Source organism: Rickettsiales bacterium (genome assembly GCA_035765535.1).
GTDB lineage: Bacteria > Pseudomonadota > Alphaproteobacteria > Rickettsiales > JABCZZ01 > JABCZZ01.
The window spans coordinates 234,468-251,918 of sequence record DASTXE010000004.1; the positions used below are offsets into that span (position 1 = coordinate 234,468).

The window sequence follows — 17,451 nt, forward strand, 5'->3', positions numbered from 1 at the left end:
ATGACCAACTTGCACGGAGCCTTTGTCTGGTACGACATCATGACCAGCGACGCTGAAGCCGCCAGGGTTTTCTACAGCCAAGTCATCGGCTGGAAAATGGAGCCCTCCCAAAAGACGGATCTGGATTACACCATCCTCTTTAACGGCAAGGACCGTATAGGCGGCCTCATGCCGTTGCCGGAAGAACTGAAGACAAAAAACGTGCCGCCGCACTGGCAGGGCTATATCGCCGTTGACGATGTGGACGCTTACGTAAAACGTATCAAGGAAGCCGGCGGCTCCGTTTGCAAGGAACCGTGGGATATTCCGAACCTGGGCCGCTTTGCCGCCGTTGCCGACCCGCATGGCGCAACATTCATCATCACGCACGGCACTGGTGACGAGACTCCGGTCTGCGTGCCGTCTGCTCCAGCAACCCCGGGCTATGTCGGCTGGAACGAGCTGCATGCAGGCGAAGGCGCTGCCGCATTCGCGTTCTACGAAAAACTGTTCGGCTGGACGAAGGAGCGTGCGCTCGATATGGATGAGATGGGTGTGTACCAGACCTTCAAGACCAATGGAGTGCAGGGTGGCGGCATGATGACCAAGCAGCCGCAATGCCCCCGTCCCTTCTGGCTGTTCTATTTCAATGTTGACGGCATCGATGACGCCATTGCCCGCGCGGAAAAGAATGGCGGCAAACTGCTCATGGGCCCGCATCAGGTGCCGACCGGCCAGTGGGTAGCACAATTTTTCGATCCGCAGGGCGCCATGTTCGCCATGCTTTCCGACAAACGCTAATATTTTACTTAACCAAGAAAGAGAGGATTTTATGAATAAGATATCACCATTCCTGTGGTTCGACACACAGGCAGAAGAAGCGGCCAAATTCTATACGTCGGTCTTCAAGAATGCCAAAATCACCAAAACCACCTATTATCCGAAATCGATCCAGCCGGAGACAAACTATACACCCGGCAAGGTGATGACTGTCTGCTTTGAAATCAACGGCCAGGAATTTGTAGCGCTCAATGGCGGCCCGAATTTCTCTTTCACGCCCGCCATCTCGCTCGTCGTCTATTGCGATACGCAGGCCGAACTGGATCAGCTCTGGGAAAAACTCTCCGAAGGCGGCGACCAGTCCGCACAGCAATGCGGCTGGCTCAAAGATAAATACGGTCTCTCATGGCAGCTGGTGCCGAGCGGCCTGTTTGAACTGCTGAGCGATCCAAAGCGTGCAGAACGCGTCATGCCGGAAGTCATGCAGATGAAGAAACTCGACATCGAAAAACTGAAAGCTGCGTAAAGTTACTTGTCGCCCGGCCGGAATACGACATCATCCGGCCGGGCCAATTACTTATATCCTTCCGAAGTCCGCTTGCAGAATCACTCCTCCAGAGTTATGTTCTGCATTGCCATGCAAGATCATGAATCCGGCTTCACGCTGATAGAACTCAGTATCGTACTTGTTATTATCGGCCTCATTGTTGGTGGCATACTGACAGGCCGCGACCTTATCGATATTGTGTTCCAGCGCGCGCAAATTTCACAGATAGAAAAATATAATACGGCAGTGCATACGTTCCGGAATAAGTACGGCTATCTCCCGGGAGACATTCCGGGCACACCGGCAGCGCAATTCGGTTTTCAGCCGCGAGGCTCACTGGCCGGAGAGGGTGATGGCAACGGCATCATAGAAGGTAACGGGGCCAACATGGTAGGGCAGAATAAAGGTGCAGATACCGGTGACGGCGAGCCCGCTCTCTTCTGGGTGGATCTGACCAATGCGAACCTGATCGATCAGGCCATTACGGTCATCAATGGCTATCCCAGCGCCAACACTCCCTACGCATCTCCCGGCATAACTTCCACTACAAGCCCAACGATAAGTCAGTTTCTTCCCATTGCAAAATTAGGCAATAATAACTTTGTCTATATCTTCTCTGCAAACGGCACGAATTATTTCGGCGTTTCATCCGTTACCAACATAACCTACGATGTCGCTTCCACTGCCAACCCCGGCATCACCGTTCAGCAGGCATATAATATTGACAGCAAGATCGATGACGGTATGCCGCAATTGGGAGGTATTACAGCCTGCTACGTGAACTCTAATGTCACTGCAGGATTAACCTCCTGGGCGGCAGGTGGAAATGTATCGGGCGCGGGCAGCCCTAACTGCGCATCCGGCACGGGCGCTGTCAGTTATGCCGCCACGAACTGCTACGATAACAACGGTGTTGCAGGCAATAGAAAATATTCGCTGACGCAAAATGCAACGGTGCAGAATTGCGCTTTATCTTTCAAGTTTCGGTAACCCACCTTGGAGACGATCAATGAAAAATAACCTGCTTCTTGTCCTGATGCTTGCATTGCTCCCCACGCTGGCAAACGCCACCCCGCCTGCTAATTACAAGCTTGTCTGGCAGGATGAATTTACGGAAAAAAACCTGGATGCCTCAAAGTGGAAGCCCGAAACCTATAAACGCGATGCCGCACGCCTGAGCGCTAACGCTGCAACCATCGGCAATGACGGCCTGCGCATCACGACTTACACGCAAGACGGTGTTCATCATACTGGCTTCCTGACCAGCAAAGGACTTTTTTCCACGACTTACGGCTATTTCGAATCCATGATCCGCTTTCACGGAGCAAGCGGACAGCATTGCGCTTTCTGGCTGCAATCCCCGCAGATGGGAAAAATTATCGGCAATCCGGCGGAGGGCGGCGTGGAAACCGATATTATCGAACATCGCCTCACAGATGGCCACGACAAGGATATCAGCAACCTCGCCGCATTCAACCTGCACTGGGATGGCTACGGCGCATATCACAAACATGCAGGCTCACAATGGCTGGCACCTTCGTCCTTAAACAATAGCTGGCATACATATGCCGTCCTGTGGACTCCCGCCGAATATATTTTCTATGTCGATGATGTCGAGCGCTGGCGCACGAATATCGCTGTCTCACATACGCCGCAAGAGTTGCGCCTGACCTGTGAAGTGAAAGGCCCGCATTCCTGGTCCGGAACCATTCCTGAAGGCGGATACGGTTCAGAGCAAACCAGCCCTTATGGCATGGATGTGCGCTGGGTCAGGATATGGCAGAAAGAGAATTCATTCTCCCATTAGGACTTGATGCAGCAGGAAGTTCTCTGCCCGGTACCTCGGTTCCACGGCATTTTCGCCATGACCATGGCCAGCCCGCAGAATCCGCTCAGCCCCGCGAAAGTAAGTCCCGCTCCGAAGAACCCAGTCAGCAGCACGAACAGAGGATTCACGAAATATGTAAGCAGACTGCCCAACAATACGCAAAGCCCGATGGTAAGCTGCACCTGACGATCCAATGGCAGGAAGAATTTTCCGGAGCGCTTCACCTCAAATCCTGCCTGCTCCCAGGCGGAGAGTCCGCCTTCCAGATGGTAAATCTCCAGCGCCGGATCTTCCGCCAGTAATTTCTCGCATGCGCTTGCGCCACGTTTGCCCGAGCGGCAATGCACCACAAGCTTCTTTCCGCTGGCGATGGGAAGCCTCTGTTTGCAGATCGTTGCGAGCGGCACGAGCGCCGCGCCTTCAATACATTCGGCCTCATACTCTCCCGGCTCGCGCACATCAACCACCACGGCTTCGCCGCTTTCCAGCCAGCGCTTCAATGTTGCAGCATCGATTGACATAATAGGCATAACGTCTCCTATAATTTAGATAATGCTAATATCATGGCACCCCTACCGGCAATAGATCAGATATAATGTCGACAGGATCGCCTCCACTTCCGGGTTGCAGATCCGGTAAAAAACCATCTGTCCCTGCTTATCGGCTTCCACCAGCCCCTGATCGCGCATCCTGGCCAAATGCTGCGAAAGCGCAGATTGCGACAATCCTATGATTTCCACCAACTGGCCGACCGATTTCTCTCCTTTCACCAGATGGCACAGGATCATCAGGCGCTTCGCATTAGCCAAAAGCTTGAGCATCGCCTCCGCTTTCGCGGCATTGCGCTGCATCGCCTCCATGCCGACCGGTTTCTTCTGCTTCTTTCCCTGTTTCATATTGACATTATATATTAGTATTTGCTAATATGTCAATGACAATCATCTCGCGAAGGAGAAAGTTATGAGCAAATCTTATCCTGAAATCACCAAACGTATCAGCAGCAACATGAAGGTGCTGCGCAAGGATATCGAGAATACCATGCAGGGCTTTTCTGCCATGGCACAGGCCGCCACGCGCGACGGCGCACTGGACAAGAAAACCAAGGAACTGATCGCGCTCGCCATTGGCGTTTCCACGCGCTGCGACGGCTGCATCGGCTTTCATACCGAAGCTTTGGTCAAACTCGGCACCACGCGCGAAGAGTTTGAAGAAGTGCTCGGTATGGCGATCTATATGGGCGGCGGCCCTTCGCTGATGTACGCAGCCGATGCCATGCTCGCCTACGAACAGTTCAAGGAACAGCAGCCAGCCTCCTAGCCCATCGCCCCTTCAGTTTTGGATATTGCGGAAGCGCCAAATAAGCTTTAGGTTGTATAAAGCAACTGCTTAAGGGGGATTTATGCGCCGTACACTCTCAGCCGCGCTTTTGGCACTGGCATGCTGCCTGCCGCATAGCGGGTTGGCTCAGACTTTTACGGACGCGCAGGTGCCTGCCCCTCTCCGCCCCTGGATCTCCTGGTCGAAATACGGTATCGATAACAACACCTGCCCTTTTTATTACAGCGATGTGAGCCGTAAAATCTGCGCCTGGCAGACAAAGCTTGATCTCGACCTGAATGCAGGCGGCGGTTCATTCACCTATAACGTCACGATCTACGATACGCCGGATCAGAAACCGCAATGGCTGGTATTACCCGGCAATGCGGCAGCCTGGCCACAGGATGTGCAGTTAGATGGGAAACAGGCTGTCGTGCTGACCGCCGATGGCGCTTCACCCGCAATATTGCTGAATCAGGGGCATTATGAAATCACCGGCCGCTTTCACTGGGAAAGCATGCCCGAAAGCCTGAAGATTCCCGAAACCGTCGCGTTGGTACAATTGAGCGTAGAAGGTCATGAAATCGCCACGCCGGATATTCGCAACGGCTATGCGCTGATTGCCGCAGGGGAAAAGCCCGCCAAGGCCGTACAGGAAAATCATCTCGAAGCAAAACTATTCCGTAAACTCACGGACGGAATTCCTGCGATGCTCGAGACGGACATAGAACTGCAGGTCTCCGGCAAACAACGGGAGGAAGAACTGGGCAAGATACTCCCCGCAAATTTTATCCCGACGAATGTGGAAAGCAATCTGCCGGTAAGGCTGGAACAGGATGGAACCCTGCGTGCTCGTCTGAACCCCGGCACATGGTATATCAACATCGCCGCCCGCGCACAGAATGCGGTCACCTCCATAGATCTGCCGCCGCAAAACGGTATCCTGCCGCAACAGGAAATCTGGTCGTTTCAGGAAAATAACCGGTTGCGCCTAGTGGATGTCAAAGGCGTGACGCTGATCGACCCGTCCCAAACGGATCTGCCGCCGCAATGGTCGAACCTGCCCGCCTATCTCATGACACGCACAAGCCATCTCACCCTTGCGGAAAAGAAACGCGGCGTCTCGGAAGATACTCCTGACCGGTTAAGCCTCTCGCGTGATATCTGGCTCGATTTCAACGGACAGGGATATACATTTCGCGACAGCATCAACGGCGAAATCCGCAAAAGCTCACGTCTGGAAGTGGAAAACGGCGTCACGCTCGGCGATGCGACCATTAACGGCAAACAGCAATACATCACCACGCTGGACGGCAAAGGCAATTCCGGTCTGGAAGTACGCGAGGGTTACATTAACATGCAGGCCGGGGGGCGCATTGCTCCGGCAAGGACGGATCTGCCGGCAACAGGCTGGAAGAACAGTTTCGACAATGTAAGCGAACGCCTTTATTTACCACCGGGCTGGACGCTGTTTGATTACAGTGGCGCTGACAAAGCCTATCCCACCTGGATAGGCCGCTGGTCCTTGCTGGATATTTTCCTCGTCATGATCGCCACGGTCTCCGTCTACAAACTATTCGGCTTCCGGCGCGCCCTGCTTGCAGGCACGAGCTTCGTGCTGATGCAGCATGAACTGCCCGGTTTCATTCCGCTGATACTGGCCGTGCTCGCGGCCACAGCGATTCTGCGTCACATTCCTCAAGGCAGGTTCCATCTGCTAGTCAGCTGGAGTCAGGCACTGGTTTACCTTTCTATCATATGCCTCGTGCTGCCCTTTGCCGTACAACATTTGCGCGAAGCCATCTACCCGCAGCTTCACACTGCCCCGGCAAGCTACAACGGGGGCTATGCAATGCAGAATGAAACTGCGCCTATGAGTGGAATAGCAGAAGCAAATAAGCCTGTTGTGCCGCAGGAAACAGAGATGCTTGATGCCGCTGCCGTTGCACCTGTTGCTCCGCCACCCGCGCCGATGCTGGCCGCACCGAAACAGCTTTCCATATCCGGTGGCGTTAATGGTCAGTTAAAGACACGGCGCCATAATGCCTTTGCCAAAATGGAAGCCGGTGCCGGATTGGGTTCATCAGGATACGGCACGCAACCGCAGAACTATGAAACCTATGCTCCGGACACCAAAGTCCAGACCGGGTTCGGCGAAACGACATGGCGCAATAACGCTGTCACTCTGACGTGGAACGGCAATGTGGATCCTTCCACGCACGTTTCGCTGCTTCTGATCTCAGCCAAGCAGAACCTGCTGATCGCGTTTGTGCGCGTGATTGCAACGCTGGCGTTTATAGCCCTGCTCTGCCCGCTCGCAAAACTCTGCAATCTGCGTGGAACGGCTGCCAGCACAGCTGCGCTCATGCTTGCCTGCGGCTTGAGCTTCATGGCGCCTGATACGGCACGGGCGGATACCGCACACACATCCGCATCAGACACAGCCTTTCCGCCCTCAGAACTGCTGGAAGAAATGAAGAAGCGGTTCACGGAGTCGCTCAACACGCCACCCGCCTGCGCGCCGAATTGCGCAACCATTGCGCATACGCAGATCACGGTCACAAACGATCTGCTGACCATCTTCCAGGAAGTGCACGCGCAGGAAAATATCGCCCTGCCGCTGCCTGGCGGAACACGCAACTGGCGTCCCTCTGCTGTGATGGTGGATGACAAACCGGCAAAAAGCCTGACCGAAAGCAACGGCTATCTTTTCGTGAACCTCACTCGCGGCGTCTATCAGGTAAAGCTGGTCGGCGCGCTTCCGCACGGGCAGGATTCGATAGGCATCAGCCTGCCGGTCGCACCGCATTATACTTCTGCCGAAGCGCAAGGGTGGAATGTGCAGGGCATACATGAAAATGGGGCGGCGGATAATTCTATCCAGCTCACCCGTACGGAAAAACAGGTCACGGACAATGCTGCCGCACCGGAAAAATCTTTCCAGCGCACGAGCATCACGCCTTTCTTCCAGCTGGAGCGTCGCCTTGTGCTCGGCACGCAGTGGCAGGTGCTGACAACAATCCGCCGCCTCACGCCGGATGACGAGCCCGCCGCGGTGGAGATTCCCCTGCTGCCGGGTGAAACCGTCACCACTGCAACACTGAAGGTGAAAGACGAACTGGCCTTTGCAAGCTTTGACCCTAGTGTGGCACAGGTAAGCTGGCAATCCGTTATCAAGCCATCCTCCGCCATCGCACTTACAGCCGCTAAAGACAAGCCCTGGGCAGAGCTCTGGCAGTTGAGCACCAGCAATCTGTGGCATGTGAAACTGGAAGGCATTCCACGCGTCTACCTGCAGAATGCAAATGCAAACGGTCTGTGGCAGTGGCAACCCTGGCCCGGCGAGACACTAAACATCGCTGTTACTCGCCCTGTCGGCGTGGAAGGTGATACGAGCACGATCGACAGTACGACACTGGATGTCACACCGGAACAGCGTTCGCAGGAAAGCTCACTGGCGATCAGCATGCGCAGCAGCCTCGGCGGACAGCAGGAAGTGACACTGCCTGCACACGCGGTGCTGCTGGAAGTCCGTAAGAATTATCAGATACTGCCGCTGCAACTCAAAGACGGCGTGCTAACGCTGCCGCTTGCGCCGGGAGAGAACCGGTTCACCATTCGCTGGAAAGAGGAAGGCAACCTGCCCGTCCACCTGAAAACACCGGAAGTGAAACTCGGCAAATCCCGCTCGGTCAATGCCACCATCAATATGCAGATGCCGCAGGAACGCTGGATATTATTCGCCTCCGGTCCGCTTATGGGCCCGGCGGTTTTGTTCTGGAGCTGGCTGCCGGTGATCGTCATTCTCGCGCTGGGACTTGGCAGGATACCGTTCACGCCACTGCGCACGCGCCACTGGTTCCTGCTTCTGCTAGGGCTGAGCCAGGCCGCCATCAGTTCGGATATTCTGATTATTGCATGGCTGCTGGCGCTGGGCGGGCGCGCGTATCTTGGCGACAGGACAGACCTGCGCAGCTGGCAGTTCAACCTGATCCAGATCGGCCTACTGGTGCTGACATGTATCGGCATTCATGAACTGTTCATCAATATCTGCTCGGGCCTCCTTGGCACACCGGATATGCGCATCACCGGAAACGGCTCTTACGGCAGTAGCCTGCATTGGTATCAGGATATCACCGGTGCACAATTGCCGCGTGCCTGCGTGATTTCCGTATCGCTGTGGGTATACCGCGTGCTGATGCTGGTCTGGTCGCTGTGGCTCGCTTTCGCACTGATCCGCTGGCTGCGCTGGGGCTGGGGTAACTTCACCCAGGGCGGCTACTGGCGTAAAGCTTAACGCTTTTTATCAGTTTTTGATTTGACGGGACGCGTGCCATCATTGCACAGTAGCGGGTTAGAGGTTGTTTCAAAAGTCGCTAGGCCGTCTGCGAGAATGGTAATTTTCCTGGAACCGCAGCGCAGCGTACATAAAAGTACGTGAGCAGCGGAAGACAGGAAAATCACCATTTGCAGCAAGGCATAGCAGACTTTTGGAATAACTTCTTAGCAAATTGTCAAATGAGGTCAGCCATGTCCGCCGCCTGCCCATCCTGCAATACGATTATCCCCTGGTATCAGCAACGTCCGCACCTGGCGTGCCCACTATGCGGTTCCGCCCTGTCGTCCAACATTCAGACACTCCTGCTGGTCTCTGTCATGGCGTGGGTTCTGGCAAACGTTCCGCTGCTGTTTCTGGATGACAATACACCGCTCGGCTTCTGGATGACGCTTCTGTCCTCCATTGTGCTGGGAGCAGGCATATTTTACGTGATCATCGAAAGATACAACCGGCTTTTGCTGAGGGGAACGGTTTAGACCGATTCCTGCGGGAATATCGTATGTAAAGACTGGACAACTTAACGCGATTAATTAATAAATTTCAGCCTGCAACCTCAGGCAAGGCAATTCATTGAATAATCCGGAACAGTCCCACACATTGTCCTCACCGCTCACCAGCAATAGCCTGCGTGCCTCAGGTATATTCTATTTATTAGCCGACGTCATCAGCATGACATCCGGCTTTCGTCGCCACGACAAAGCCCAGATAGGTACGGGGCTCGCATTCGGCACAGGCGATGCGCTACTCATAGCATTTGGCGGCAAAAATGAACGCCGCCAGCTCGATGCCTATATAAAGGAATTAAAAGCACATCTGGAGACCAAAGGCATTGCTATCCCGCGCGAGAGCACAATGGGCGTTGAAGACATGGCAAAGCCCGAAGGCCTGCTCGAGAATATCTATGATTTCCTGCAAAACCATTTTAATGCCGTTAAGATTACACTGGAAGTTATCGGAGGCATCAGCGCTTTTAAAGCAGGACTCAATCAGAAAAATCCGAGGAAACAAGCCGCAGCAGCCGTTCTTATAGCGGGCTGGACCGCAGCAGAGCTCGTCCGGGAAAAAGAGATCGATCATGAAGAATACCGGCAAGCCGGTCCTCTCAAGAAGTTTTTCATGCATATACAGGAAAAACCCCTGCGTCTTGCAGGATGGTCCGGCAATATTGCTAACGTTCTAGGTCTTGTGGGAACCTTCGAAGAACGAAGCAAGTATCGCAAAGGCCTCGAAGGAGGAACGCCTCATTACCGATGGGACTTGGTGAGCAAAGCTGTCACATTCATAGCCAATTCCCTTTATTCCATCTCTACGAAGCCTGACGTAACGACGGAAAATGACGCACTGGCAAATGAAATATATAGCTTCGCAACGCATATTGTGCGGCAACAGCCTGAAACCATTCGCAAAGGGGTTATAGAACAGGTTGCGGAATTTATAGAAAAAGAAGGCCTTATAAAAGATACAAGGGAACAGGCAATCATACGTATTAATCAGGCGCTGGAAAATACGAAGAATGTCTCGCAGCTTTCAGATAAGAAACCGATTCCCGACATCCCGTTACAGGGAAAGCGCTTCTATCTTTCCGGCCTTGCCGAAGAAGATTACGAAAGCCTGCTGCAAATCGCACAGACGGAGGATTTTCATTTTGCGCCGCTAAATGCCCGCAAGGATGCCAGCGGCCACAAAATGCCCCTGCAGGATAGCGCACAGCAAATAGGAAGCGTCGATCAATATATGCGCGAGGCCTTTGAACAAGATAATTACATCTTCGCCATACGCAATGAACAGGGTGAACTGGTGGGCGCAGTCGAACTTCTGGGCCTGAGACAGGAAGGAGAAAAGCATGAGGCAGAAATTGGCATCTTCATAGACAAGCATTACCAGCATGATGTGCCTGTAAAGGACGCACTGACAAAGGCGCTGGAATGGGCGCATGACGAATTAAGGTTGAATGCGTTGCGCGCGATGGTGGACCCGGAAAACAAAGCCAGAAATATTCTGCTGCAGAGGTTCGTCAGGAATCCGGGGCCTGTTGACTCTATTCCTGCAGCACAATCTCCCTACACAGATATAAATGGAACGCCAAGGCAGCGTAACTTATACAATATTGGCTCGGATGAACTGGAAGCTATATTATATCCGGATAAGGCCCCGCAAAAACTTAAGGCAGTACTCTAGTTTCTGCTTGCAGGATAGGCCCAGGAAAGTCTTATGGAAAACTGACTACTGAAATCAATCCAAGAGAAATCATCTGCCAGAACAACATATTCTAACCATAGACGAAATAAAGCAGCTTCCTGATCATCTGCATAACATGCCGGAAGAAGCACTCGATCGCTTATCGTTTGCAAACGCCCCCCAAATCCCTACGCCTGAATTATTGACGATCGTCGATAATTTATGCCGTGGCAGTATCACCCATCCGGAGAACAGCGCCAAATGGCAAAAAGTAATTGACCGCATTAATGAAACGCTCGGCCCCGAGAAGTCGATTACCGTTTTAACACCGGATGCGATCGGGCATTTGCCCGCCAGAGAGAATCTGCGCTTTTCCGATCTGGGAAGAATATGCGTGGAAGCAGCCAGTGAATTGTCGCCGGAAGCTATGCATAAACTGATGTTAGGGATTCATGGCAGGGTTTCCGATGCTGGAGAGACAAACGAAGCGCTGGCTTGGGGAAATCTGCTCAATATGATCAGCTCTGTTATAGACCGCCACTGGGCACCGGAGAAACATTCAGCTCTGATAGAATTGGAACGAGTAAATTCTCCCTCCCAAAGCAGCGCGTGGTTACAGCGCGCCAATACAGGGCTTATCTACTGCGAAAATAAGAAAGAAATTATTGATTTTATTACATCCCTCTCCCCCCAGGAACGCCAGAGGATGGAAGGAACCCGCGACACGCGGATCATAGGACTGGATAAGGGCCATACTGTAACATTTCCTCTAATTGGCAAAGCCGGAGTAGTGGAAAGATTAGAAAAGAACTGGAATAAGGTTCACCCACGCGACCAGAATCTGCCGGATACACAGCTTCTTTACGAGGGTATCTACAAACTGGTCAAAGCGGCCAAGGAAAAGGCGGATAAAGAACACAAGCCTTTGCGTATTATTATCGGAGAAACTCATCTGGACAGGACAGCCCTGCTGCCCATGGCAATGCTGACCCTTGCATGTAAACGGGCAGGTATTCATACCGTCGGCGTTGAATTGTTTCCCCGCCTGCCAGATACAGAGGAGCAGGCAGGCAAACAGTCTTCCCCCTTACAGCAGACCAATCCGCCTGAAGTCCCTACCCAACGGACAGACAGCGAGAAAGATTGGCCGCAGAGCCGGCTGGATCATGCAACTATATTGGATTTTGAAACTACGCTGGAAAATATCAGGCAATGCGGCGAGAAATATCTATCCGAAAAAGACGATGCGCATTCTTTCTGCCCCGGCGCGGCACGCAAGAATTTTGAATTTATCATGCAGCTGGCATATCGTGAGAATATGCAATCCCTGCCTAACGACCCGCTGGGCCAGCTGGCCTATAGAGCCGAGACAACCAAAGAGGAAATGACGACTACCCGTGAAGGGGCGATGAAGACATGGATAACAGATACAAAAGGCAGTTATGCAGCCATGTATGGCAGCTATCATCTGGGAAACCTGCTGCAACAGGGAGTGTATAACGATCCGGATGCCGTATATTTACCCCTCAATCTTTCACAAAGCATCGACATCGCACGCGAGTCTTTTGAAAGCGGTACCCAGGAAGGCATAGCCCAGCCAAATTTCCTGTTTGCGGCAGACCTGCAACGAGGCGGGTTAGAGAAAATACAATTCGGACAAATCAATCATCTTGTGGTGGAAGGTTATTGCCGCACAGCAGAAATTGCCCTGAACGCTGCAATTGCAGCGGACCGTGCTTTCGAACGAAAGGAATTCTGCCGGAAAATGGGTATTCCGACAATGAGTGAGGGCAGAAGCCGGTGATTATATAGCGTATAACTGATACGTGAGCTTCGAGCACAAAAGCAACGCAATGGGGGGTAATCGTAGCAGAAGTTTGATAAGGAGAATGGAGCGGGTGATGGGAATCGAACCCACGTATTCAGCTTGGAAGGCTGATGTTCTACCATTGAACTACACCCGCGCGGGGGAAATAGGGTTATAAGTACCGGGCAGGGAAATTGCAAGGTTTACTTTAGCGCCTGCGCTCAATCCGTTCACCAAGCGCCAGTTTTATCAGGTGGTTAAGCTCCGCTCCGTAGATAAAAATGATATTGCTGACATAGAAAAACAGCAGCGCCGCAATAATGCCGCCGAGCGATCCGTAAATCAGGTTCACCTGCCGGAACTGCGAGATATAGAGCGACAGCAGCCGCGCGGAAAGCAACCACAGAAACGTCACCACAAAAGCGCCGGGCACTACGGATTGCAGGCTCTGCTTAATATTGGGCAGGAAATAATACGCGGCCGCCACCACCAGGAAAATCGCAAGCAGCGATGCATGCGTGAGCTGGTCACCGAGTGCGGTATCCATCTGTATATGCTTGGCCAGAAACGGCAGTTTCTCCCACGCAAGCGGTACGCCCACCAACACCAGCATGAACACCACCAGCACGAAAGACAGGATCAGCGTCTGCGCAATGGAAAGCAGCCGCCGCCATATGTAAGCAGGCGGTGAAGTGACATCGTAAGCCCGGTTCAACACCGTGCGGTAGCCTTCCAGCTCGGAGGAAGACGTCCAGATTGCTCCCACGATCGAAATGGTCAGAAGCCCTTGGGGCGGGCCGGAAATAATCTCGGCAATGCGGGGTTTAAGCGCCTGCACCATATCGTGCGGCAAATAGCTGAAAAACAGCCGGATAAACTCATTCCCCGCCTGCCCTTCCCCAAAAAAGCCCGCAAGCGCCACAATGAACACCAGGAACGGGAACAGCGCCAGCAGCCCCAGAAACGCCAGATATCCGGCATGTTCGATGCCGTCATGGCGCACGGTATTGACTGCGGCCTTACCCAGCAAACCCAACAATGTTTTTGCTGACAGTATGGGGGTTCCTTGATATTTTTGCATACGCCCCTATATATAAGTCGTTATGTACACAAAAACCACAAAAGATATCAAGGTAACGGTCTCTCCGCACTACCTCGACAACCAATCGGAACCCGATGAGGATCTGTATGTATGGGCTTACACCATCCATCTGGAAAATCACGGGAAAGACACCGTCAAACTGCTGAACCGCTACTGGCGCATCACCGATAGTTTCGGCCGTGTGCAGGAAGTGCGCGGTGCGGGCGTGGTCGGCGAAAATCCCGTGCTTGCGCCGGGTGAAGCTTTCGAGTATACCAGCGGCGTACCGCTGAAAACCCCCTCCGGCATCATGATGGGCACCTACGAAATGGCATTGGAAAACGGCGAGAAAATCGAGATCGACGTTCCCGCCTTTTCACTCGACAGCCCGTTCGTCATGGGTAAACCGAATTAGAGATCATAAAAGGATTGGTAATGGCAAAGAAGAAGTCTCCGCCTGTTGCGATTATTATGGGCAGCCAGTCCGACTGGGAAACCATGATCCACGCTTCGGAAAAATTGGACGAACTGGGCGTGGACCATGCCTGCCATATCATCTCCGCACACCGCACGCCAGACAGGCTTTACAGCTTCGCCAAATCCGCCAAAGATGAAGGCATTAAAGTAATCATCGCCGGTGCTGGCGGTGCGGCGCATCTGCCGGGCATGGCTGCTTCCATGACGCCGCTGCCCGTGCTGGGCGTGCCGGTGGAAAGCAAAACCCTCAAAGGCATGGATAGCCTTCTCTCCATCGCTCAGATGCCTGCAGGCATACCGGTCGGCACGCTGGCCATCGGCAAGGCAGGCGCGGTCAACGCAGCCTTGATGGCGGTGGCTATTCTTGCCCTTTCCGACGAAGGGCTCGCGAAGAAGCTCGCCGCTTTCCGCGACAAGCAAACCAAATCCGTCAAGCAGGCCCCGCAATGATCCGCCCCGGCGCAACCATAGGCATTATCGGCGGCGGCCAGCTCGGCCGCATGACAGCCATGGCGGCGGCGGAACTGGGTTATCTCGCGCATATCTACACGCCGGAAACGGACTCTCCCGCCTCACAGGTTGCCCACAAAACCACCGTGGCCGCCTATGACGACCAGGAAGCCCTGCGGGTCTTCGCAAGCGATGTGGATGTGGTGACATTCGAGTTCGAAAACGTGCCGCATGAATGCCTGGAATTACTGGAACAGCAAAAGCCGGTCTTCCCGAATGCGAATGTGCTGAAAGTCGGGCGTAACCGCATACGCGAGAAAAGTTTCATCAATGCGCTTGGCATTGGAACGGCCAAATTCCGCACCGTCACCTCGCTTGAGGAACTGAAGCAGGTCGCAACAGAAATCGGTTTTCCGTCTATCCTGAAAACGGCGGAACTGGGTTATGACGGCAAGGGACAGGTTACGATAAAAGATGAAGGAATGCTGGAAAGCGCGTGGAAGGCACTTCATACGCATGAGGCCATTCTGGAAGGTTTTGTCGACTTCCGCATGGAAATATCCGTGATCGTAGCGCGCGGGGAAGATGGTGAAACCAGCGTCTATACGCCAGTGCAGAACAATCATAAAAACCACATTCTCAGCCAGACCATCGCTCCCGCCCCGCTGGAAAAGGAATTACTGGATAAGGCAGAGGAAATCGCCCTCGCCATCACCAATGCGCTCGATGTGCGCGGACTTCTGGCCGTGGAAATGTTCGTCACGAAAACCGGAGAAGTGCTGGTGAATGAAATTGCTCCGCGCCCGCACAATTCCGGCCACTGGACAATGGACGCCTGCGCGACCAGCCAGTTCGAGCAGCTCGTGCGCGCCGTATGCGGCCTGCCGCTGGGCAGCACGCAGCCTCTTTGCGCAGCAGAGATGCTTAACCTGATCGGCGACGATGTACTCGGAATCGAAAAATACCTCGCCAACAAATACGCGAAGCTTCACCTGTACGGCAAAAAAGAAAGCCGCCCCGGCCGCAAAATGGGCCATGTCAACATACTACATCTGACCAGAGAATAAGTTTAGAACGCCTCCGCGTATCCTCTCGCTAGGGTGATAAGCATTATTTATGGCATGGAGGAGCGTAGCGACGACCTCTTTAGAGGGGTAGCGTAAGCGAAGGGGCGATCTATGCTCGCCCCTTATAATAAACCACTACCCATAGATCATTTCGCCGTGCTGGCTCTGGTCGAGCCCGATACGCTGATCCGTATCGGACATCGCAAGCCCCATGACGGCTTTCACGATGCGCAACAGAATATAGCTCACAATCGCGCAATAGCCGATAGTGATGCCGACGGAAAGGCACTGGGCCAGCACCTGCTTCATATTGCCTTCCAGCGCGCCTTTGACGCCGCCAATGGCTTCCACGGCAAAGACCCCGGTCAGGATCGCACCGATGATACCGCCCACGCAATGCACGGCGAACACATCCAGCGTATCGTCGAATCCAAGCTTATATTTGATCTGCGTGCAGGAATAGCAGCATACCCCGGCAATCACACCAATCCAAAGCGCACCGCCTACATCCACAAACCCGCAGGCTGGTGTAATCGCCACAAGCCCGGCAACCGCGCCGGAAATAATGCCGAGCACGGTCGGCTTCTTGAAATGCAGCCATTCCACCACCATCCAGCCGATGGCCGCAGCCGCGGTCGCCACATGCGTCACCAGCATCGCCATGCCTGCGCGATCGCCGGAAGTCACGGCAGAGCCGGCATTGAAGCCGAACCAGCCGACCCACAGCATCGCCGCGCCCACAAGGCTCCAGCCGATATTATAAGGTGGCGTATTGCGGCGGCGGTTCTTGAAGTCGTATCCTTTGCCGAGCACAATGGCAGCCATCAGACCTGCGATACCGGCATTAATATGCACAACCGTGCCGCCCGCATAATCCAGTGTCGCTCCAAGGCCTAGAAGCCCCTGATAGCCGTCGATTCCCACGCCCCCAAGCCAGCCATGATCGCCCCAGACCCAGTGCGCAATCGGGATATAGACGAACGTGAACCACAGCACGATGAACAACAGCATCGATGCGAATTTGATGCGCGTCGCCACCGCGCCCAGAATCAGCGCGCAGGTAATGGCGGCAAAGGTAAGCTGGAACATGATATAGACCGACTCAGGAATTGTGCCCGCCAGCCCGGAAACAGATTTCAGCGTGAGCCCATGCAGCAGCAGGCGGCTGTCACCTCCCAGAAACGCCGTTTTTCCCGCCGTGAATGCAAAGCTGTAACCGTAAGCCACCCACAGCACGCTCACCACACAACAGATGATAAAGCTCTGCGCCAGAACGCCCAGCACGTTTTCCTTGCTGACCATGCCGCCGTAAAACAAGGCTAGGCCAGGAATCAGCATCATCAGCACGAACGCCGTGGAAACAAGCATCCATGCCGTATCACCGGCATCGATTTTGACAGGAGCCGCATCGGCAAAACCGATTTGCGGCAGCAGACACGCGGCAAGGCACAGCAGGAATGACAGTTTTTTCATACAATACAGAAGAGTGGTTGGAATGGGCTTATTTAACACAAAGAAGGGGATGCTGTCACGGCAATTTATGGTAGTGCAGCGCACCTGGTTAACCATTGCGTAACTTTTACATGATAACGTATTGCAAA

The 17,451-nt window shown here is 53.7% G+C and carries 16 protein-coding genes and 1 tRNA gene; 12 read left to right on the top strand and 5 right to left on the bottom strand.

Annotated features, from left to right (window positions below; translation table 11 throughout):
* The 4 genes from VFT64_07005 to VFT64_07020 all read left to right on the top strand — a co-directional run bounded on the left by VFT64_07005 (position 1) and on the right by VFT64_07020 (position 3,113).
* Entirely contained in the window at positions 1-780 is a 780-nt protein-coding gene (locus tag VFT64_07005) for a VOC family protein (protein HEU5047573.1), read from the top strand.
* 31 nt (positions 781-811) lie between these two features.
* On the top strand, positions 812-1,285 hold the full coding sequence (locus tag VFT64_07010; protein HEU5047574.1) for a VOC family protein: 474 nt from the start codon (positions 812-814) through the stop codon (positions 1,283-1,285).
* Between the two features lie 111 nt (positions 1,286-1,396).
* Complete coding sequence (locus VFT64_07015) at positions 1,397-2,296, top strand: prepilin-type N-terminal cleavage/methylation domain-containing protein (protein HEU5047575.1); 900 nt, start codon at positions 1,397-1,399, stop codon at positions 2,294-2,296.
* A gap of 19 nt (positions 2,297-2,315) precedes the next feature.
* On the top strand, positions 2,316-3,113 hold the full coding sequence (locus tag VFT64_07020; GenBank protein HEU5047576.1) for a glycoside hydrolase family 16 protein: 798 nt from the start codon (positions 2,316-2,318) through the stop codon (positions 3,111-3,113).
* Here the strand turns inward: VFT64_07020 and VFT64_07025 are convergent.
* Together VFT64_07025 and VFT64_07030 are read right to left on the bottom strand one after the other, a co-directional pair.
* Positions 3,110-3,664: a rhodanese-like domain-containing protein gene (locus tag VFT64_07025; protein HEU5047577.1), complete on the bottom strand. Its 555-nt coding sequence runs from the start codon at positions 3,662-3,664 to the stop codon at positions 3,110-3,112. The genes VFT64_07020 and VFT64_07025 overlap by 4 nt on opposite strands.
* Before the next feature lie 42 nt (positions 3,665-3,706).
* Entirely contained in the window at positions 3,707-4,030 is a 324-nt protein-coding gene (locus VFT64_07030) for a metalloregulator ArsR/SmtB family transcription factor (protein HEU5047578.1), read from the bottom strand.
* Positions 4,031-4,094: 64 nt separating this feature from the next.
* On the opposite strand from VFT64_07030, the gene VFT64_07035 reads away from it, so the two are divergent.
* The 5 genes from VFT64_07035 (at position 4,095) to VFT64_07055 (ending at position 12,772) form a co-directional block, all read left to right on the top strand.
* A complete protein-coding gene (locus tag VFT64_07035; GenBank protein ID HEU5047579.1) occupies positions 4,095-4,451 on the top strand; it encodes a carboxymuconolactone decarboxylase family protein in 357 nt (118 codons plus the stop codon).
* A gap of 82 nt (positions 4,452-4,533) precedes the next feature.
* A complete protein-coding gene (locus tag VFT64_07040) occupies positions 4,534-8,748 on the top strand; it encodes a hypothetical protein (protein ID HEU5047580.1) in 4,215 nt (1,404 codons plus the stop codon).
* A 233-nt stretch (positions 8,749-8,981) separates the two neighbouring features.
* On the top strand, positions 8,982-9,266 hold the full coding sequence (locus VFT64_07045; GenBank protein ID HEU5047581.1) for a hypothetical protein: 285 nt from the start codon (positions 8,982-8,984) through the stop codon (positions 9,264-9,266).
* A 94-nt stretch (positions 9,267-9,360) separates the two neighbouring features.
* Positions 9,361-10,968: a GNAT family N-acetyltransferase gene (locus tag VFT64_07050; protein HEU5047582.1), complete on the top strand. Its 1,608-nt coding sequence runs from the start codon at positions 9,361-9,363 to the stop codon at positions 10,966-10,968.
* Between the two features lie 136 nt (positions 10,969-11,104).
* Positions 11,105-12,772, top strand: coding sequence for a hypothetical protein (locus tag VFT64_07055; GenBank protein HEU5047583.1), 1,668 nt, complete (start codon positions 11,105-11,107; stop codon positions 12,770-12,772).
* 86 nt (positions 12,773-12,858) lie between these two features.
* Here the strand turns inward: VFT64_07055 and VFT64_07060 are convergent.
* Positions 12,859-12,932, bottom strand: a tRNA-Gly gene (locus tag VFT64_07060).
* A gap of 51 nt (positions 12,933-12,983) precedes the next feature.
* Positions 12,984-13,856 carry a YihY/virulence factor BrkB family protein gene (locus tag VFT64_07065; protein ID HEU5047584.1) on the bottom strand — a complete coding sequence of 291 codons (873 nt, stop codon included), beginning with the start codon at positions 13,854-13,856 and terminating at the stop codon, positions 12,984-12,986.
* A gap of 22 nt (positions 13,857-13,878) precedes the next feature.
* Here VFT64_07065 and apaG point away from each other — a divergent pair, with 22 nt between their 5' ends.
* The 3 genes from apaG to VFT64_07080 are packed head-to-tail and all read left to right on the top strand — an operon-like array spanning position 13,879 to position 15,850.
* Positions 13,879-14,271, top strand: coding sequence for a Co2+/Mg2+ efflux protein ApaG (apaG, locus tag VFT64_07070; protein HEU5047585.1), 393 nt, complete (start codon positions 13,879-13,881; stop codon positions 14,269-14,271).
* A gap of 20 nt (positions 14,272-14,291) precedes the next feature.
* Entirely contained in the window at positions 14,292-14,783 is a 492-nt protein-coding gene (gene purE / locus VFT64_07075; protein ID HEU5047586.1) for a 5-(carboxyamino)imidazole ribonucleotide mutase, read from the top strand.
* Positions 14,780-15,850: a 5-(carboxyamino)imidazole ribonucleotide synthase gene (locus VFT64_07080; GenBank protein HEU5047587.1), complete on the top strand. Its 1,071-nt coding sequence runs from the start codon at positions 14,780-14,782 to the stop codon at positions 15,848-15,850. The genes purE and VFT64_07080 overlap by 4 nt, the downstream gene beginning before the upstream one ends.
* 135 nt (positions 15,851-15,985) lie before the next feature.
* Here the strand turns inward: VFT64_07080 and VFT64_07085 are convergent, their stop codons facing one another.
* On the bottom strand, positions 15,986-17,323 hold the full coding sequence (locus tag VFT64_07085) for an ammonium transporter (GenBank protein ID HEU5047588.1): 1,338 nt from the start codon (positions 17,321-17,323) through the stop codon (positions 15,986-15,988).
* Between the last annotated feature and the right edge of the window lie 128 nt (positions 17,324-17,451).